Source organism: Caballeronia jiangsuensis (assembly GCF_046030135.1).
Classification (GTDB): Bacteria; Pseudomonadota; Gammaproteobacteria; order Burkholderiales; family Burkholderiaceae; genus Caballeronia; species Caballeronia jiangsuensis.
The window spans coordinates 1-17,965 of record NZ_JAQQDB010000020.1 but is presented as its reverse complement, the minus strand read 5'-3'; the positions used below and the strand labels follow the sequence as shown (position 1 = coordinate 17,965).

Annotated in this window: 15 protein-coding genes; 9 read left to right on the top strand and 6 right to left on the bottom strand. The window is 63.2% G+C overall.

Annotated elements, in window-relative coordinates; translation table 11 throughout:
- Nucleotides 1-16: 16 nt before the first annotated feature.
- From PQR08_RS21345 to PQR08_RS21320, 6 genes are read left to right on the top strand one after another with little or no spacing between them, the layout of a single operon-like run.
- Complete coding sequence (locus PQR08_RS21345) at nucleotides 17-1,144, top strand: sugar ABC transporter substrate-binding protein (RefSeq protein WP_035510627.1); 1,128 nt, start codon at nucleotides 17-19, stop codon at nucleotides 1,142-1,144.
- A gap of 15 nt (nucleotides 1,145-1,159) precedes the next feature.
- Nucleotides 1,160-2,671, top strand: a complete 1,512-nt coding sequence (locus PQR08_RS21340) for a sugar ABC transporter ATP-binding protein (RefSeq protein ID WP_250485070.1) — start codon at nucleotides 1,160-1,162, stop codon at nucleotides 2,669-2,671.
- A 10-nt stretch (nucleotides 2,672-2,681) separates the two neighbouring features.
- A complete protein-coding gene (locus PQR08_RS21335; RefSeq protein WP_238218339.1) occupies nucleotides 2,682-4,781 on the top strand; it encodes an ABC transporter permease subunit in 2,100 nt (699 codons plus the stop codon).
- A gap of 27 nt (nucleotides 4,782-4,808) precedes the next feature.
- A complete protein-coding gene (locus PQR08_RS21330; protein ID WP_250485069.1) occupies nucleotides 4,809-5,753 on the top strand; it encodes a 3-hydroxyacyl-CoA dehydrogenase in 945 nt (314 codons plus the stop codon).
- A 15-nt stretch (nucleotides 5,754-5,768) separates the two neighbouring features.
- Nucleotides 5,769-6,671: an SMP-30/gluconolactonase/LRE family protein gene (locus PQR08_RS21325; RefSeq protein ID WP_187605593.1), complete on the top strand. Its 903-nt coding sequence runs from the start codon at nucleotides 5,769-5,771 to the stop codon at nucleotides 6,669-6,671.
- Nucleotides 6,672-6,722: 51 nt separating this feature from the next.
- Nucleotides 6,723-8,252 carry a class I adenylate-forming enzyme family protein gene (locus tag PQR08_RS21320; protein ID WP_250485068.1) on the top strand — a complete coding sequence of 510 codons (1,530 nt, stop codon included), beginning with the start codon at nucleotides 6,723-6,725 and terminating at the stop codon, nucleotides 8,250-8,252.
- Here the strand turns inward: PQR08_RS21320 and PQR08_RS21315 are convergent.
- The 5 genes from PQR08_RS21315 to PQR08_RS21295 form a co-directional block, all read right to left on the bottom strand.
- The gene (locus PQR08_RS21315; protein ID WP_250485067.1) at nucleotides 8,245-9,684 is read right to left on the bottom strand and encodes an efflux transporter outer membrane subunit; all 1,440 of its coding nucleotides are present in this window, start codon (nucleotides 9,682-9,684) and stop codon (nucleotides 8,245-8,247) included. The two genes, PQR08_RS21320 and PQR08_RS21315, sit on opposite strands and share 8 nt — an antisense overlap.
- A gap of 10 nt (nucleotides 9,685-9,694) precedes the next feature.
- The gene (locus PQR08_RS21310; protein ID WP_250485066.1) at nucleotides 9,695-10,855 is read right to left on the bottom strand and encodes an ABC transporter permease; all 1,161 of its coding nucleotides are present in this window, start codon (nucleotides 10,853-10,855) and stop codon (nucleotides 9,695-9,697) included.
- Nucleotides 10,852-11,796 (bottom strand): ABC transporter ATP-binding protein, encoded by a 945-nt coding sequence (locus PQR08_RS21305; RefSeq protein WP_250485065.1) that lies wholly within the window; start codon nucleotides 11,794-11,796, stop codon nucleotides 10,852-10,854. The genes PQR08_RS21310 and PQR08_RS21305 overlap by 4 nt, the downstream gene beginning before the upstream one ends.
- Nucleotides 11,793-12,749 carry an HlyD family secretion protein gene (locus PQR08_RS21300; protein ID WP_250485064.1) on the bottom strand — a complete coding sequence of 319 codons (957 nt, stop codon included), beginning with the start codon at nucleotides 12,747-12,749 and terminating at the stop codon, nucleotides 11,793-11,795. The genes PQR08_RS21305 and PQR08_RS21300 overlap by 4 nt, the downstream gene beginning before the upstream one ends.
- Before the next feature lie 162 nt (nucleotides 12,750-12,911).
- A complete protein-coding gene (locus PQR08_RS21295) occupies nucleotides 12,912-13,607 on the bottom strand; it encodes a phosphatase PAP2 family protein (RefSeq protein ID WP_250485063.1) in 696 nt (231 codons plus the stop codon).
- 191 nt (nucleotides 13,608-13,798) lie between these two features.
- On the opposite strand from PQR08_RS21295, the gene PQR08_RS21290 reads away from it, so the two are divergent.
- A complete protein-coding gene (locus PQR08_RS21290; RefSeq protein ID WP_238295049.1) occupies nucleotides 13,799-13,969 on the top strand; it encodes a hypothetical protein in 171 nt (56 codons plus the stop codon).
- A gap of 10 nt (nucleotides 13,970-13,979) precedes the next feature.
- Here the strand turns inward: PQR08_RS21290 and PQR08_RS21285 are convergent, their stop codons facing one another.
- A complete protein-coding gene (locus PQR08_RS21285; protein ID WP_284509061.1) occupies nucleotides 13,980-14,348 on the bottom strand; it encodes a nuclear transport factor 2 family protein in 369 nt (122 codons plus the stop codon).
- Between the two features lie 188 nt (nucleotides 14,349-14,536).
- On the opposite strand from PQR08_RS21285, the gene PQR08_RS21280 reads away from it, so the two are divergent.
- Both PQR08_RS21280 and PQR08_RS21275 read left to right on the top strand, forming a co-directional pair.
- A complete protein-coding gene (locus PQR08_RS21280; RefSeq protein ID WP_250485062.1) occupies nucleotides 14,537-16,960 on the top strand; it encodes a penicillin acylase family protein in 2,424 nt (807 codons plus the stop codon).
- A gap of 372 nt (nucleotides 16,961-17,332) precedes the next feature.
- Entirely contained in the window at nucleotides 17,333-17,707 is a 375-nt protein-coding gene (locus PQR08_RS21275) for a DUF4148 domain-containing protein (RefSeq protein WP_250485061.1), read from the top strand.
- The last annotated feature ends 258 nt before the right edge of the window (nucleotides 17,708-17,965 follow it).

Genomic DNA, 17,965 nt, shown 5'->3' with positions numbered 1-17,965 from the left:
AAGACCGGAGGAAGACATGAAAGCATTGACGCAGTCGATTCGTCATGCGGGACGGGCCGCGCTCGGCCTCGCGTTCGCGGCGGCGCTCGCCGTCTCGGGCCAGGCGCACGCGGCCGGCAAGTACAAGATCTTCTTGTCGATGAGCTATGTCGGCAACGACTGGCAGACGGAAGCCGCGAACATGGTCAAGGCGATGGCCAATACACCCGCCCTCAAGGACAAGGTCGATCTCGAAGTGCAGGTCGCGGGCACCGATGCGCAGAAGCAGATCCAGCAGATCAATTCGATGGTGCAGGCCGGAGCCAAGGCCATCGTCATCTATCCGATCTCGCCGACAGCGCTCAATCGCGCGATCAAGAATGCGTGCTCGAAGGGCGTCGTCGTCGCGGCGTATGACGGCGAAGTGACCGAGCCGTGCGCGCACAACGTGACGATCGATCAGCATCAGGCCGGCACCGTTACCGCCGAATGGCTCGCCAAGACGCTCAACGGCAAAGGCAACGTCGTGATGATCACGGGCGTGCCGGGCACGTCCGTGGACCGCGCGCGCACCGAAGCGGCGAAGGCCGTGTTCGCGAAGTTCCCCGGCATCAAGATCGTCGCGGAAGGCACGGGCATGTGGAGCCAGGCGACCGCGAAGACCGAGCTCTCGAAGATCCTCGCGACGAATAGCTGGGACAAGATCGACGGCCTGTGGATGCAGGTGGGTTGCTTCACGGCGGCGTCGATGCAGCTCGAAGCCGGCATCGCCGACGACAAGATCAAGCCGTGCGCGGGCGAATCGTCGAACGGGCATCGCGTGCAGATGTTGCCGCCCGGTGAAGTGAAGGGACAGGGCGGCTATCGCTCGATCGGCTATCGCTCGATCTCCTACGGCGCGCCGCCGTACTCCGGCGCGATGGCGCTCAAGATGGCCGTGAAGAAGCTCGACGGCGGCGACTTTCCGGCGCGCGTGACGCTGAAGCTGCCGCTCGTGCTGACCTCGGAGTCGAAGCTTTGCAAGACCGGCAGCATCGACGAACTGAAGGCGGGCTGCACCGCGTTCCCGCCGGACAAGGTGCCGCCGGGCTGGTTCGCGGACATCTACTCGGAAGACACGAAGGAAGTGGGCTTCAACGCGGCCTTGACGGGTAATCAGGACTGAGATCGAGGCATGACGATGAACGACGCATCACTGGCGATCGATCTGTCGAAGGTGACGAAGCGCTTCGGCGCGACCGTCGCGCTCGATGGCGCGTCGTTCTCGGTGAAACGCGGCGCGGTGCATGCGCTGCTCGGCGAGAACGGCGCGGGCAAGTCCACTACGGTCAAGCTGTTGTCGGGATTGATGCAGCCCGATGCGGGCAGCATCCGCGTGATGGGCAACGATGTAACGATGAAGAGCCCGAAGGACGCGCATCGCGCGGGCGTGCAGACCGCGTTTCAGGAGATGACGCTCGTGCGCGATCTCACGGTCGCGCAAAACCTGTTGATGTCCTACGAGCCGACGGGTTTTCTCGGGCGCATCAGGCAGCGCGACGCGCAGCGGCAGGCGGCGGAATGGCTCGACAGGCTCGAACTGCCGGATGTGCGTCCGGGCGCGTATATCCGCGATCTTTCGTTGCCGGTGCGGCAGAAGATCGAGATTGCGAAGGCGATCGTGCGCCGCCCGAAAGTGCTGCTGCTCGACGAGCCGACTTCGGCGCTGTCGGGGCGCGATGTCGCATGGCTTTCGAGGCGCATCGACGAACTGAAGGCGAGCGACGTGACCTTCGTGTTCATCTCGCATCGCATGCAGGAAGTGCGAGAGTTCTGCGACAGCCTCACGGTGTATCGCAATGGCCGCGACGTGGGCGCCTTCGACGCCGCCGATATCTCCGATGACGAAGTGATCCGCCTCGTCATCGGCCGCTCGATGGAGGCGAAGTATCCGCCGAAGGTCGCTTCCGTGATAAGCGACGCGACGCCGGCGATCGAGACGCGCAATGTTCGCGTCGATGGCGTCGTGACCGATTTCGATCTCGCCGTGAAGCCCGGCGAAGTGCACGGCATCGCGGCACTGCAGGGCATGGGGCAGCGCGAGCTGTTCGAGGCGCTCTTCGGCGCGACCTATATCGACGATGGCGAAATACGCATCGACGGCAAGCCGGTCACGCTCACCTGCACGGCGGATTCGCTGAAGGCCGGCGTATCGACGAGCTTCCTGCCTGAGGATCGCAAGACCGAAGGGCTGTTCCTGCGTCTGCCTGGCGGCGAGAACGTGTCGCTGCCGGTGATCGGCCGCTATTCGCGCTTCGGCCTCATCGACCGAAAGCGGGAGCAGGCCGCGATACGCCGCTCGCTTGCGCAGATGGAGGTGAATCCGCGCGCGCTCTACAAGCCTTGTCTGTCGTTCTCGGGCGGCAATCAGCAGAAGATCGCGATGGCGAAGTGGCTGCTCACGCAAAGCCGCGTGTGGCTCATGTTCGATCCGACGCGCGGCATCGACGTCGGCACCAAGCATCAGATCTTCGTGTTGATGCGCGCGTTCGCGGCGGCGGGCGGCTCCGTGCTGTTCTATTCGACCGATGTGCCCGAACTCGTCAACGTATGCGATCGCGTCTCGGTGATGTATCGCGGCCGCAATGTCGGCGAGCTGACCGGCGACGCGCTCAGCGAAGAGAACGTGATGCGCAAGATGCTTTCCAGTTGAGAGGTTGCTCATGAAGATAGCCGTTGCGTCGCCCGATAGCGAGGTCGTGCGGCCGGGCGCGCGCGTGGGTTGGGGCGCGCGCATCGATCATCATCGCGGGCTCATCATCGCGATCAGCGCGTTGCTCGCGATGCTCGCCGGATGGGTCGCGCTGTCCGCGACGCCCGTCGGGCTCTACGACATCGGCTCGGTGATTTCGAGTGCGACCACGCTCGCGCTCGCGGCGATCGGTCAGACGATCGTCGTGTTGTCGGGCGGTTTCGATCTGTCGGCGTCGGCGGTCGTGTCGCTCGCCAACGTGCTCGCGGTGCGCTTCGTGCAGGGATCGCCCGTCGAACAATGGGCGGGCGCCGCGCTGATTCTCGCGATCGGCGGCGGCATCGGCCTCGTGAACGGCGCGCTGATCGCATGGTTTCGCCTGCAATCGATCGTCGTCACGCTCGCGACGATGTTCATGGTGCAGGGCCTCACGCTGCTGATCCAGAACAAGCCGGGCGGCAGCGTCGGCGACCAGTTCGGCGCGGTGCTCACGGCCGATCTCATCCCCGACAAGATGCCGATGTCCGCGGCCCTGCTGATTCTCGCGTTGCTGATCTGGTCGTTCATCAAGCGCACGCGCTTCGGCGTGGGTCTCTATGCGCTCGGCAGCGATCCCGATGGCGCGTACGCGAACGGCATGCCGGTCACGCGCTATCGCATCTCTACCTATGCGCTCGCGGGCATGTTCTACGCGGCGGCGGGCCTGTATGTATCGGCGCAGACGGGTTCCGCCGATCCGCTCGTCGGCCGTCCCTTGCTGCTGTCGATGTTCACAGCCGTCGTGCTCGGCGGCACGCTGCTCGGCGGCGGGCGCGGTGGCTGCGTCGGCACCGTGTTCGCCGCGATGACGCTCATGATCACCGTGAACATCCTGCTCGTGCTGAACGTGTCGGCGTTCTTCACGACGATCGCGGAAGCCGTGATCCTGATGCTCGCGGTACTCGGTTCGTCGATCGGCAAGCAATCGGCGGCGAACGAATGCGCGCGTCACGCCGCGCAGTGGTTCAAGGCGATACGAACCGGAACACGCGCGCGCGACGACAGTCACGCGCGACGCGTCACGTTCGAGGTCGACGATTTCCGTCCGGTCGAGAACACGGAGTTGAAGGGCCGTCCGATCGCGGACTGGATCGAACGCAATCGCGAATGGGTCAAGTATGTCGTTCCGGCGTATCTGCTGTTCTTCGCGGTGGTGATCATCACGGGCTTCGTCTACGGCCCCGGCGTGCTCGTCAGCGCGAACTTCTACACGAGCCTGCTTACGCTGACCTTGTTTCTCGCGATTCTCGGCCTGGGGCAGGGCGCGGTGATTCTGACGGGCGGACTCGATCTCTCGATGCCCTGGCTCATCACGCTATCCGGCGTGCTGTTGACGGGGCTCACGCACGGCATGAACGGCGCGGCCGCGTGGGCGGTGCCGGTGGTGCTGCTCGTCGGCCTGCTCGTCGGCGTGTTCAACGGCGTGGGTGTCGTGATGCTCGGCTTGCCGCCTATCGTCGTCACGCTTGCCGCGAACGGCTTGCTGCAGGGCCTCACGCTTATCTATTGCAACGGTTCGCCGCAAGGATGGTCGCCCTCGGCGATCAGCGAATTCACCAACGGACGGGTCGGGCCGCTGTCGCTCGCGGCGTGGAGCGTGCCGGTGTTTCTCGCCGTCGCGCTGGTGCTATTGCATCGCACGCCATTCGGGCGTCGCGTGTATGCGGTCGGCAATTCGCCTGTCGCCGCGAAGCTCTCGGGCGTGCGCGTGGGCACGACGTTGATCGCGGTCTATTGCCTCTCCGGTCTTTGCTCGGCGATCGTCGGCCTGCTGCTCGCGGGGTTCAGCTCGCAGGCGTTTCTCGGCATGGGCGATCCGTATCTGTTGCCTTCGATTGCCGTGGTCGTGGTCGGCGGCGCGCTCATCACGGGCGGTCGCGGGCACTATCTCGGCGTGTTCGGCGGCGCGCTGCTGCTCACGGCGCTCGGGACCTTGCTCGCGGGAACCACCGTGCCGCCCGCGGTGCGGGACATCATCAACGGGCTCGTCGTGCTGGCCGCTGTCATCACGTTGCGGGACAAGAAAGGCTGAACCAACTCGAATGAGGGCGACACACAGATGCAAGCGAAGAACATTGCGGTGATCGGCTCGGGCCGCATCGGCCGTGCATGGGCGATCGTTTTCGCGAAGAGCGGCTTCGACGTGAAGATTCACGATGCATCGAAGGAGATGCTCAGCGGCGCGATTCCGTCGATCCGCGAGAGCCTGGACGATCTCGCGTCCTTCGATCTGATCGATGAACCCGTCGACGCGATCGTCGCACGCATCACCACATGCGAAAGCCTCGCCGATGCCGTCGCCGATGCGGATCTCGTGCAGGAGAACATCGCGGAAGTGGTGGAGGCGAAGCGCGCGTTGTTCGTCGAACTGGATCGCCTGACGAAGCCCGATGCGCTGCTTGCGAGTTCGACCTCGGGCCTGCCCGCATCGACCTTCACGGAAGGTATCGAAGGCCGCGCGCGCTGTCTCGTCGCGCATCCGGTCAATCCGCCGTCGCTCGTGCCGCTCGTCGAGTTGTGCGGCGCGCCGTGGACTTCGCATGACACGGTGGAACGCGCCCGCGCCATCTACGAACGAGCGGGACAAAAGCCCGTGACCGTCAACCGGGAGATTTCGGGGTTTCTGCTCAATCGCCTGCAAGGCGCGCTGCTCGACGAAGCGTTGAGTCTCTACGAGCAAGGCTATGCGAGCGCCGCCGATCTCGACACCGTGATCCGCGACGGGCTCGCGATGCGCTGGTCGTTCATGGGGCCGTTCGAAACGATCGACCTGAACGCGCCCGACGGCGTGGCCGATTACGCGGCGCGTTACGGTGGCACATATCGCACGATCGCATCGGGGCGCAAGCCGTTCGACTGGCCCGCCGACACGCTCGAGAAGCTCGATACGGAGCGCCGCGCCGTGTTGCCGCGCGAGCGCATCGAGGAACGCAGCCGCTGGCGCGATCGCCGCCTGATGGCGTTGCTCGCACATCGGCGCGATATCGAGGACGGTGAAGCCTAACCCAAGGAGACGACGATGCCCGAAGTACGCTTGCTGGTCGATGCGAACAATCATCTCGGAGAAGGGCCGCTCTGGGACGTCAAGGAGGAGCGGTTGTACTGGATCGACAGCACGGCTGCGGAGATCTATAGCTGCCGTGCCGATGGCAGCGACGTGAAGCGTTATTTCGTGCCGCGTCATATCGGCTCGATGGCCTTGCGCGAGCGAGGCGGCGCGGTGGTCGCGCTCGCCAACGGCCTGCATTTCTACGACTTCGACGCGCAGACCGTGCAGTTCATCGCCGACCCGGAAAGCGACGATCCCGAGACGCGTTTCAACGACGGCAAGGTGGATCGACGTGGCCGCTTCGTCGCGGGCACGATGTCCTACGACTTCGATCGCTACGACGCCGATCGCGGCCAGCGCTCGACGCGCAGCGGTGGACTCTACCGGCTCGATACGGATGGTAAGGTCACGCGGCTCGACAGCGGCATCAGTTGTTCGAACGGCCCATGCTGGAGCCCCGATAACAAGACGTTCTACTTCACCGACACATACAGCAAGGAGATGTACGCGTACGACTACGACATCGAAACCGGCGCGGCGACGAACAAGCGTTTGTTCGTCTCCGCGCACGACATGGCCGGCACCTTCGATGGCGCGACCGTAGACGAGGAAGGTTACGTCTGGTCCGCGCTCGTGTTCGGCGGCCGCATTCTGCGCTTCGCACCCGACGGCAAGCTCGATCGCATCGTGCCGTTCCCGGTGCGCAATCTGACGAGCGTGATGTTCGGCGGACCGAATCTCGACATCCTCTATGTATCGACGATGGGCCGTCCGATGTGGGGCATTCCGCAGAAGGAGCGCGACAAGGGCGGCTTGTTCGCGGTGACGGGCCTCGGTGTGCGCGGCATTCCGGAGCCGCGTTTCGCGGGTTGATGCATGAGCGTTATCATTCGGGCCTCAGGGTCACGAACGGTATCGCCCGATATGGATACGAACAAGCTCATCGCGTCGCTGCCCGCGCGCATCGACGCGATCGTCTCGCGCGGCGCACAGGCGCATCCCGATCACATCGCGTTGCATGAGGACGCGCGCACGCTGACGTATGCGCAACTCGACAATGTCGTCGATGCACTCGCCGCGCGTCTTGCAGCGGCGGGCGTGCGAGCCGGCGATCGCGTGATGCTGATCGGCGAGAACAGCGTCGCGCTGGTCGCATCGCTCTTTGCCGCGAGCCGTCTCGATGCATGGGCGCTCGTCGCGAATGCGCGGCTGTCCGCCGTCGAGCTCGATGCGATCCGCGCGCATGCGACGCCGCGCATCGCGCTCTATACCGTCGAAGCATCCGACGATGCCGCGCGTCATGCACAACGCGATGGCGCCGCGATCGAATCGCTCGAAGCAACGCCGATCGGCGCGTTCGCGCTAAGTGCCGTCGATAACGCTTCCACGCAGGAACCGCACGGCCTGCCTTCGGACCGGCAATGCGCGGCGCTCATCTACACGACGGGCACGACGGGCGCACCGAAAGGCGTGATGCTGTCGCATCGCAATCTGCTCTTCGTCGCGGCGGTATCGAGCACGCTGCGCCGCGTGAGTTCCAGCGATCGCGTCTATGCCGTGTTGCCGATCTCGCATGTGTTCGGTCTTGCGTCCATGTGCCTCGGCTCGCTCCATGCGGGCGCGTCGTTGCGGCTCGCGGCACGTTTCGATGCCCAGCGCGCGGGACGCGTGCTCAGCGACGAACGCATGACGATCTTTCAGGGCGTGCCCGCGATGCACGCGAAGCTCATCGATCATTTCACGCCGCGCGGCGGGCTGAATGCGCCGTCGCTGCGATTCGTCTATTGCGGCGGCTCGCCGCTCGACATGACGCTCAAGGCCGCTGCCGAAGCGTTTTACGGCGTGCCCTTGCACAACGGCTACGGCATGACCGAAAGCAGCCCGACCGTTTCGAACACGCTTCTCGATACGCCGGCACGCGATTCATCCGTCGGTCCGTTGATACCGGGCGTCGAGGCGCGCATCGTGCCGCTCGCGCAAGCAGACGACGCCGACGATACCGGCGAACTATGGATTCGCGGCCCGAACGTGATGCTCGGCTACTACCGCGATGCGGCGCAAACAGCGGCCACGGTGACCGCCGACGGCTGGCTCAAAACCGGCGATCTCGCGCGCTTCGAGAACGGCAATCTGTATATCGTCGGACGCAGCAAGGAACTCATCATCCGTTCTGGCTTCAACGTGTATCCCGCCGAAGTGGAGCAGGCGTTCAACAGTCATCCTGCCGTGCTGCATTCCGCCGTGATCGGGCGAAGCGCGGTGGGTAATGAGGATGTGCTCGCGTTCGTCGAACTGAGGCCGGGTTGCATGGCGGACGAACGCGAACTCGCTCAATGGGTGAGCACACGGCTCGCGCCGTACAAGCGGCCTTCCTCGATCCGCATTCTCGATGCGCTGCCGGTGTCCGCGAGCGGCAAGGTGCTCAAGCATCGGCTCGGGATGCTCGCTAGTTAGTCGCGGATGCAAACGGCTTGATCGCGGCTTTCGTGTCTTCACCGGCGCCGCCCAGCGACTGGAAGAGCGCGGCCGTGTCCGAAAGGCGGTTCGCTTGCGCGACCGCGTAATCGAGCTGCGTTTGCAGCGCCTGGCGTTGCGTGTCGAGCAGATCGAAACGGCTCACGCCGCCGGCCGTGTAGCGCGCGCCCGTGGTATCGAGATTCGCTCGTGCTTCGCTCGCCGCGATCTCGCGCGACTGCACGGTACTCGCGTCGTTCTGTAGCGCGGTCAAACTATCGGCGACTTGCTGTAGGGCTTCCAGCACGGTTTGTCGATAGCCTTGCATGGCTGCATCGTAGGCCGCTTCCGCCGATCGCTTCTTCGCGCGCAGTTCGCCGCCATGAAACAGCGGCTGCGTGAGATTCAGCCCGACATTCCATACGTTCAGGCTGTTGAGCATGTCGTGGATATTCGTGCGCTGGCTTCCCACGCCCGCCGATAACGAGAACTTCGGATAGAGATCGGCCGTCGCCACGCCGACATTCGCGCTCGCCTGATGCAGCAGCGCCTCGGATACGCGGATATCGGGACGTTCGCGCGCGAGCGTCGAAGGCAGCGTGAGCGGAACGCTGTCCGGCAGACGCAGCGAATCGAGCGTGATCGCATCGAAATCGGCGACGGACGGCTCGACGCCGAGCAGCACCGCAAGCCGATGATCGGCCTGATCGCGCTGCGTGACGAGCGATGGCAGACCCGCGCGCGTTTGCTGGACGAGCGTGCGCTGGCTGCGCACATCGAACGATGCGACGCCGCCCGCTTGCAGGCGGCCTTCCATGATCGACAACTGCCTCATCTGCGCATCGACGAGGCGCTCGGTAAGCGTGATCTGCTGCTGCAATGAAGCGCGCCGGATCGCGCTCGCGACGACATTGCCCGCGATCGAAAGACGCGCCGCGTCGAGTTCGAAGGACTGGTAATCCACTTGCGCGCGCAACGCTTCGAGCGCGCGCCGCTCGCCGCCGAAGACATCGAGCGTGTACGACACGCTGACCGATGCATCGTAGAGCGTGAAAGGTCCGGGGCTCGGAATGGGCACGCCGAACGCGGCGGGGTCCACCTTTTGGCGCGTGCCGGAAAGCGAGGCATCGACGGCGGGGAAGTATGTCGCGCCGGCTTGCGCGCGATAGTCTTCACGCGCTCGCAGAAGCTTCGCGCGGGCTTGTTCGAGCGTCGGGCTATCGTTCAATGCGCGATCGACGAGACGGTTCAGCGCATCGGAGCCGAATTGTGTCCACCAGCGCGGCAACGCATGATCGATGGCGGGAAAGCCTTGCGTCGCCACGGAAGTCTTGACATAGCTCTGCGTGTCGGGCGGCGCGGGCTCGTGAAAGTCGGGGCCGACCGTGCAGCCGCACAACACGAGCGCGCAAAGGGAAAGAAGCGGTTTCATCGACGTCTCCCTAATCCAGCGTGCGCCGGTAGAAGCGCAGCGCAATGCCCATCACGATCACGGTGAAAAGCGCCATCGGCCAGACCGAAGGCCACAGGTCCGCCCAGCCACTGCCCTTGAGCAGAATGCCGCGTATCAGGCGGTTGAAGTAAGTGAGCGGCAGAAGATTGCCGATGAACTGCGCCCACGCGGGCATGCCCGCGAACGGAAACATGAAGCCCGAAAGAAGGATGTTCGGCAGAAAGTAGAACATGGTCAGTTGCATCGCCTGAAGCTGATTCTGCGCGAGCGACGACAGCGTGATGCCCACCGTCAGATTCGCGGCGATGAACAGCAGCGCGGCGAGATAGATCGCGAGCGGATTGCCGACGAAGGGCACATGAAACACGAAGCGCGTGGCCGCGAGAATGATCGTCGCCTGAATGAGGCCGATGAACACGTAGGGCACGATCTTGCCCGTCATCACTTCGACGGGGCGCACGGGTGTCGCGAGCAGGTTCTCCATCGTGCCGCGTTCGCGTTCGCGCGTCATCGCGAGGCCCGTCATCATCACGAGGGTCATCGTGAGGATCACGCCCATCAGGCCCGGTACGACGTTGTATTGCGTGATGCCTTCGGGGTTATAGAGGTTGTGGACCTGCACGTCGAACGCGGCGGGCCCTCCATTCAAACGCGCGAGCGGACCGGTGAGGTCCTTGCTCGCCACCGACTGCACGAGCGAGGACAGTGAATTGCTCGCCTTGCTGACCGCGTTCGGATCGGTGGCGTCGGCTTCGACGAGCAGCGCGGGCCGCTCGCCGCGCAACAGCTTGCGCGAGAAGTCGGCGGGAATGTCGAGCACGAAAAGCACACGGCCTTGCGCGAGCGCGCGGCGGCCGGCTTCATCGTCGGGCAACGTTTCGACGATATCGAAGTAGTCGGAGTGCTCCATCGCGGCGATGAAGCTGCGCGAAAACGGACTTTGATCGCCGACGATCACGGCTGTCGGCAGATGCTTCGGGTCCGTGTTGATCGCATAACCGAAGAGCGCGAGCTGCACGATCGGCAGACCCACGATCATGCCGAACGTGATGCGGTCGCGCCGTAGCTGCAGAAACTCCTTGATCACGATGCTCCACCACCGCGTGATGGAGAAGCGCGCGAACAGTGCGAAGCCGCCGCGCGCGTTCATGACGTCACCTTGAAGTTGTCGGTCGAGTGGCTCATCAGATAGATGAAGACGTCTTCCAGCCCGGTCTCGATGCGCTCCGCATGGGTTGCGCCGTCTTTCGTCGCGTCACGCACGGCCTGTTCGAGCGCTGCGTGATCGCTGCCGCTCACATGCAGCGCCGAGCCGAACACGACTGTCTGGTCGATGCCGGGCGTCTTGCGCAAGCGTTCCGAGAGCGCACTGAGATGCTGACCGTGGATGCTCCACGTAGCGAGATTCTGCGACGCGATGACTTCGTTTGCAGTGCCCTGCGCGAGCAGCTTGCCGTAAGCGATATACGCGAGCTTGTGACAACGCTCGGCTTCGTCCATGTAATGCGTGCTGACGAGCACGGAGATGCCTTTCGCAGCGAGACGATGCAGCTCTTCCCAAAAGTCGCGGCGCGCGGTGGGATCGACGCCCGCGGTGGGTTCATCGAGCAACAACAGTTTCGGCTCGTGCAGCATGCATGCGGCGAGTGCGAGCCGTTGCTTCCATCCACCCGAGAGCGAGCCCGTCAGTTGCTTCGCGCGGCTCTGCAAGCCCAGCGCTTCGAGCGCGCGATCCACGGCCTCGCGGCGGTTCTTCATCTGATACATGCGCGCGACGAAGTCGAGATTCTCGCGGATGGTCAGGTCTTCCCAATACGAAAAACGCTGCGTCATATAGCCGACGTTGCGCTTGATCTCCTCACTCTCGCGCACGATGTCGTAGCCGAGACATGTGCCGCTGCCCGAATCGGGCGTGAGCAGGCCGCACATCAGGCGGATGGAGGTCGTCTTGCCGCTGCCGTTCGGACCGAGAAAGCCGAAGATTTCGCCGCGCGCGACCTGCAACGACACATCGTTGACGACGTGCTTGTCGCCGAAGCGCTTGTTGAGGTTGTGGACGTCGATGACGTAGGGCGTGTCCTGCGCGTTCATTGCAACCTCACCGCGACGGGTTGGCCGGGATGAAGCTTCGCCGCATCGGCGGGCTGAGGATGCGCCTCGATCATGAACACGAGCTTCGCGCGGTTTTCGTTGCTATAGATGACGGGCGGCGTGTATTCCGCCTGATTCGACACGTAGGTGATCTTCGCGGGCACGTCTTCCGCGCAGCCGTCGCAATGAATCGATACCGCGCGCCTCGCCGCGAGACCGCCCACCGCGTTCTCCGGCACGAAGAAGCGCACCTTCACGTTCTGCGGCGGCAGCATCTGCACGACGGGCGTGCCCGCCTGCACCCATTCTCCGACGCGATAGAGCGTGTCGTACACGAGCCCGTCCGCCGGCGCCGCGACACGTTTTTGATCGACTTTCCATTGAGCCTGGACGACGAACGCCTGCGCCGCGGCCACCTGCGCGCGCTGCGCTTCGATCTGCTGAGGACGGCCGGGCAAGCGCGCGATATCGACCTGTTCGGCGAGATCGCGCACTTGCGCGGCGGCGGCATCGGCATTGGCGCGGGAATCGTCGAGTTGCCCTTTGGCGATGCCGCCGGCACTGAACTGCGCCTCGTCGCGGCTCAGTTGCAACGCGGCCTTGCGGGCGTTCGCGCGCGCCTGCGCGAGTTGCGCGCGCACCGAAGCGACCTCCGGCGCGCGTTTGCCTGTGAGGATGTCTTCGAGTTGCGACTGCGCGGCGGTGAGTTGGCGTTGCGCCTGATCGAGCGCGGCGGTTTCATCGACGGATTCGAGCGCGAACGTGCCCGTGCCCCCTTTGACCGTTTGCCCGCGCGAGACGGAGAGCGCGGCGAGCTTGCCCGATTGCGACGAACCGAGATAGACGAACTCTCCTTCGACGTAGCCCTGATAGACGTCGCGGTCCTGATGAGAGCACGCCGCGAGTGCCGTGGCGAGAAGCAGGTAGAAGGTTATGCCGGTCATGCGGCTCATGGCGCGCTCCATGATCAGGTATCGTTCAGTGTCTTGGTTGGTGTACCAAACAATAAACGAGTCGAGTCGTTACTGTCAAGCGGTGGGTGCGTGGGACGCACGCTTCTGCGTACAAGACAAGCATAGGAGAGGACGGCGCCGGCGAGACGCCTGGCGTGGGGTTTAGAGCGCTTTGACGATGAAAGAGGCGATGAGGCGTGGCTCGTCGAACATGGTCGCGAGTTCGAAGAAGAACAGGAACGCGAGCATATAGCCCACGGCGGGCCAGTGTTCCATGAACCGCACGAAAAACGGCGCAAAGCGCGAGCGCAGCGGGGCGCGCGTGACGATCCATGCCGAGACCGCGCCGATGGCCGCGCCCGCGATCACATCGGTCGGATAGTGCAGCCCGAGACAGATGCGCGGCAGGCACACGAGGATGATGCAGTGCAGAATCGCGAGTACGCCGATCCATCGCCAGACGAGAAAGATGCCTGCTGCGATAGCCATCCACAGGGCGGCATGATCGCTGGGAAAGGAACTCCACATGCGCAGAAAACTGCCCGTCTCGTTCGTCAACGGGAAGGTCAGGTGAATATTCGGATCGTAGACGGGGCGCAGTCGAAAGGGCAGCGCGAGCGCAGCGAGCCTGCCGAGCAGAAACGCAATGAAACCCGACATGAGAACGGCGACGACCATCTCGCGTCGCCATTGCTGGGAGTCGCCGGCCTTGAACCAGATCGCCCAGAGAATCGCCAGTGGCATGACGCCTTTTGTCAGGTAAAAGTCGGCGATCGCGTGGACAGCGTGAGTAAAAATGACGGACGAGGCCGCGATATGCACGAGCCAAGTCTGGATCGACGTGTCAAAAGCATTCACGCGACACTTCTCCGTCCATTTATGAAGATTCGATGAAAAGCGTACGAGTGCGAGCGCACGTTGTTAGTGCGCCGCCTCGCATAACTCGTCGGACAAACGCGTGCAGGCGGGACGACGAGAGCAGGACGTAAGCGTGGGCAGGCATCGCGTGTGCTTCGCCGATACTGCAATGAGGCGAATCAGACAGCGACATGGACACTCTTCTAAAGATCGCGCAGGACTGCGGCTTTTCGGTGGTGCTGGAAGGCCGGATCGGCACCCAGGAATACAACAGCGTGAGTGGTCCGCTACAGGCATTGGAGAAGTTTGCGGAAGTCATCCGCGACGCGGCCTTGCAGGAACAGCCGCGCCAGAACGAATGACATGCCGCGTCTAGAGCGATCCGCCCTCCGATGCTTCGTGCGGAATCATCCATCCGAAGAAGACCTGGGCTTCGATGAGCTTGCCATCACGAATGGTTAGAACCTCCGTGTTGCGAAACGCGCTGTCGTCCTTCATGCGCAGATCGTACGTGACGAACACGTGCTCGCCATCGCGCACGAGATGGACGAACGTGAAATCGGCGATCGCGCGCGAATTCGGCCAGCATCGCGCAAAGTAGGTCGCCCGGTCTAGCCGATTGTCGCGTGGACTCGTGAAGTGGAAATCGTCCGCGACGAATGCTTCGATCGCATCACGGTCTTTCGTGACATAAGCATCATAGACGCGCTTCGCTATCGATATCGGATCAGGGATGGTCATCGGGTATCTCCTTTGTCACGGCGCGCGCTTCTTCGTTTGCGCCATTACCATGTCGACGAATGAAGATGCTATCGCTCGACATCGTTTTCGAATTGGCGTCTCTGGATGTAACCTTTGCGCGTTTGCAGCATTCGCATAACATTGCGATATCCGCGTGAATTGACATCGATAACAACGGAGACGCCACGATGAAGGGAAGAAAGGGACAACGCCTGCTTGCGCTGACGATCGGCGCATCGCTGTTCGGGCCGCTTGCGGCGCAAGTCGCGCTCGCCGATGCGCCTGCGGACGAAACGATTGCCGTCGCGGGGCTCTCACAGCCATCGGACATTCTGATCGACCGCTGGGGCGTACCGCACATCTACGCGGCCAACGACAGCGACGCGTTCTTCGTGCAAGGCTTCAACGCGGCACGCGATCGCATGTTCCAGATCGATCTGTGGCGCAGGCGCGGCCTCGGCGAGCTCTCGGAAGTATTCGGCCCGGCCTACGTGGAGCAGGACAAGGCCACGCGCCTCTTTCTCTATCGTGGCGACATGGCGACCGAATGGCAGCGCTATGGTCCCGATGCGAAGCCTGCCGCGACGCGCTTCGCGGCAGGCGTCAACGCATATATCGACTGGCTCGCGGCGCATCCGGATCGCATGCCCTATGAATTTCGCAAGATCGGCTATTGGCCGGCGAAATGGAATGCCGACGACATCGTGCGCATTCGCAGTCACGGTCTCACGCGAAACCTGACGAGTGAAGTGGCGCGTGCGCGCGTCACGTGCAAGAGTTCGCTCGATGCGGATGCTTTGCGCTTCGGCCTTCAGCCGCAGTGGAAAGCCCAGATGCCTGCCGGCCTCGATCCATGTCTCCCCGACGATGTCCTCAAGGTCTTCACGCTCGCGACGCAAGGCGTGCGCGTGACGAAGGAGTCGATGAAAAGCGCGGATGCATCGACGACATTGATCGCCGCCGCCGGCAATCCCGAGGAAGTCACCGAAGGCAGCAACAACTGGGTGGTCGCGCCATCGAAGTCGGCAACGGGGCGCGCGATCATGGCGAACGATCCGCATCGCGCGTACGCGGCGCCGAGCCTCCGGTACATTCAGCAGATCAGCACGCCGACGCTCGATATCATCGGTGCGGGCGAACCTTCTGCGCCGGGCATTTCGATCGGGCATAACGGTTCGATCGCCTACGGTCTCACGATCTTCAATATCGATCAGGAAGATCTCTACGTATACGAGCTGAACCCGGCGGATCCACGGCAGTATCGATACAAGGGCAAGTGGGAGCCGATGCGCGTCGTCCACGAGCAGATCGCGGTGCGCAACGGGTCGCCTGTCAACGCCGAATTGCTGTTCACGCGCCACGGGCCAGTGATCTATAGCGAAGAAAGCAAACATCGCGCATTCGCGGTGCGCACGGCGTGGCTGTCGCCGGGAATGTCGCCGTACTTCGATTCGATGCGCTACATGCGCGCGAAGAATTACGCGCAATTCAAGGCTTCGCTTGCGACCTGGGGCGCGCCGACCGTCAATCAGGTCTATGCGGACAAGGACGGCAACATAGGCTGGGTGCCAAGCGGACTCGCGCCGATACGCCCGAACTGGGATGGCCTCATGCCCGTTCCCGGCGATGGCCGCTACGAATGGGCGGGCTTCTGGCCGCGCGACGCGATGCCCTCCGTCTATAACCCCGCGCAAGCCTATTTCACCACGTCGAATGAAATGAATCTGCCGGCGGGTTATCCGTATGCCGAGCGCAAGCTCGGTTTCGAGTGGACCAACGGCTCGCGGCATCAGCGTATCGACGAGGTGCTGAAGTCGCTGCCCAAGGTGTCGATCGAAGACTCGGAGCGCTTGCAGAACGATATCGTTTCGATTCCGGCGCGCAGGCTCGTCGCATTGCTCGCACCGCTTTCGAGCGATGACGAAGACACGCGCGCCGCACTCGCGATGCTGAAAGGCTGGGATGCGCACATGGGCGCGGATTCACCGCAGGCCGCGCTCGAAGAAGTGTGGCTGTCGCGCCATCTCGGACGCACGTTCAAGGAAGCGGTGCTGCCGAAGAACGCGGCGGCATCGTTCGGTGCTCCCGATACGGCCGTGATGCTCGATACGCTCGAACATCCTGAAGCGCGTTTCGGCGATAACGCGCAAGCCAGACGCGATGCGGTTCTGCTTTCGAGTCTGCGGGATGCCTACGGTGAAATGCGGCATCTGCAAGGCGACGATGCAAGTCGGTGGCAATGGGGCAAGCTGCAGACGAACCTGAACGCGCATCCTTTGGCCGATGTCGTCGATGCGGATATGCGCGCGAAGCTTAACGTCGGGCCTATCGGAAAGGGAGGCAGCGCTTATACGCCGAATCAGTCGACCTATCGTGCGAGCGATTTCCGCGAGACCAACGGGCCTTCGTTTCGTGTGGTCGTCGATGTCGGCAACTGGGACAACTCGCGCGCGGTGAATCTGCCGGGCGAATCGGGCGACCCCGATAACCCGCATTACCGCGATCTCGCGCAGATGTGGCTCGACGGGCAGTACTTTCCGTTGCTGTATTCGCGCTCGGCCGTCGAAGCCGCGACCGAGAAGCGCGTGCATCTCGTGCCGGACGCGCATTGAGCATCGGCTTCGCAGGCGTCATTGTTGCGAGATCGGCAAGGCATCTTCAACGCGAGCAGCGATGATCTTCGCGGTGGCTTGCGTCACAATTCGATCGCGGTGGACGGGCGCTGGCTGGCGCCTTGCCGGACTCCTCATCCGGTTCGTCCGCCGCGCTCCCATCCTTCACTTCCTTCGACGCCGGCTTACGTTCGACGCAAATCGTGCGTCGACGTGGGAATAGATCGCGGCATGTCCGGGTTAACCAATCGAAGCCTCTACGCTTGAAACCTGGATCGAGTGAGTCGAAGCCGCGCAAGGGCCCTGTGCGTTCGATGAGGTTCGTGGATCGCGTGCGATCCGGTCAACCTTTTCTGTCGGAGTGTGAACATCATGAACGCCATCGCCAAATTCGTCGTTTCCCTCGCCGTTGTCGCCGCGCCCACGTTTGTTTTCGCGCAGAGCCAGAACGCTCCGCTGACGCGCGCACAAGTGAAGGCCGAGCTGGTCCAGCTCGAACACGCCGGCTATTCGCCCGCCATGGGAGAGCAAGCCGACTATCCCGCCGATATTCAGGCCGCGGAAGCAAAGGTCGCTGCACAAAAGAATGCGAACGCGACGAACGAAGCCTACGGCGGCACGAGTGCCGGCGGCGCATCTTCCGGATCCGGCTCGATGCGCACGCCGATGTCGATGAAGCATGGTTCGATGCCGTCGTCGGAGTGCGTCGGGCCTGCGGGATTCTGCACGCCGTTCTTTGGAAGTTGAGTCGTCGGGCGATTATCGAGCGTGGAAAGATCGGTAAAGGCTTTCCACGCTCGCAATCTCCGTATTGAAGGCTTCAGAAAATAATTTGCGTGGGGGGCTTGCGAGGAGATCATCGGCCCGTCATAATCTCGTTTCTCTGCTGCTGATGCAGCGACGCAAGACAGAAGTTGAGGTGGTGAATGTCTTGCGATGTGCTCTTTAAAAACTAACAGCCGATAAGTGTGGGCGCTTGATAGCGAGTGCGGTTTCAGTCTTTCG

Excerpts from the sequence above, each read along its gene's own strand:
- PQR08_RS21285 (WP_284509061.1), bottom strand. The coding sequence starts at position 14,348 with ATGACCATCCCTGATCCGATATCGATAGCGAAGCGCGTCTATGATGCT.
- PQR08_RS21335 (WP_238218339.1), top strand. The coding sequence starts at position 2,682 with ATGAAGATAGCCGTTGCGTCGCCCGATAGCGAGGTCGTGCGGCCGGGC.
- PQR08_RS21325 (WP_187605593.1), top strand. The coding sequence starts at position 5,769 with ATGCCCGAAGTACGCTTGCTGGTCGATGCGAACAATCATCTCGGAGAA.
- PQR08_RS21300 (WP_250485064.1), bottom strand. The coding sequence starts at position 12,749 with ATGAGCCGCATGACCGGCATAACCTTCTACCTGCTTCTCGCCACGGCA.
- PQR08_RS21290 (WP_238295049.1), top strand. The coding sequence starts at position 13,799 with ATGGACACTCTTCTAAAGATCGCGCAGGACTGCGGCTTTTCGGTGGTG.
- PQR08_RS21330 (WP_250485069.1), top strand. The coding sequence starts at position 4,809 with ATGCAAGCGAAGAACATTGCGGTGATCGGCTCGGGCCGCATCGGCCGT.
- PQR08_RS21305 (WP_250485065.1), bottom strand. The coding sequence starts at position 11,796 with ATGAACGCGCAGGACACGCCCTACGTCATCGACGTCCACAACCTCAAC.
- PQR08_RS21310 (WP_250485066.1), bottom strand. The coding sequence starts at position 10,855 with ATGAACGCGCGCGGCGGCTTCGCACTGTTCGCGCGCTTCTCCATCACG.
- PQR08_RS21345 (WP_035510627.1), top strand. The coding sequence starts at position 17 with ATGAAAGCATTGACGCAGTCGATTCGTCATGCGGGACGGGCCGCGCTC.
- PQR08_RS21340 (WP_250485070.1), top strand. The coding sequence starts at position 1,160 with ATGAACGACGCATCACTGGCGATCGATCTGTCGAAGGTGACGAAGCGC.
- PQR08_RS21315 (WP_250485067.1), bottom strand. The coding sequence starts at position 9,684 with ATGAAACCGCTTCTTTCCCTTTGCGCGCTCGTGTTGTGCGGCTGCACG.
- PQR08_RS21320 (WP_250485068.1), top strand. The coding sequence starts at position 6,723 with ATGGATACGAACAAGCTCATCGCGTCGCTGCCCGCGCGCATCGACGCG.
- PQR08_RS21280 (WP_250485062.1), top strand. The coding sequence starts at position 14,537 with ATGAAGGGAAGAAAGGGACAACGCCTGCTTGCGCTGACGATCGGCGCA.
- PQR08_RS21275 (WP_250485061.1), top strand. The coding sequence starts at position 17,333 with ATGAACGCCATCGCCAAATTCGTCGTTTCCCTCGCCGTTGTCGCCGCG.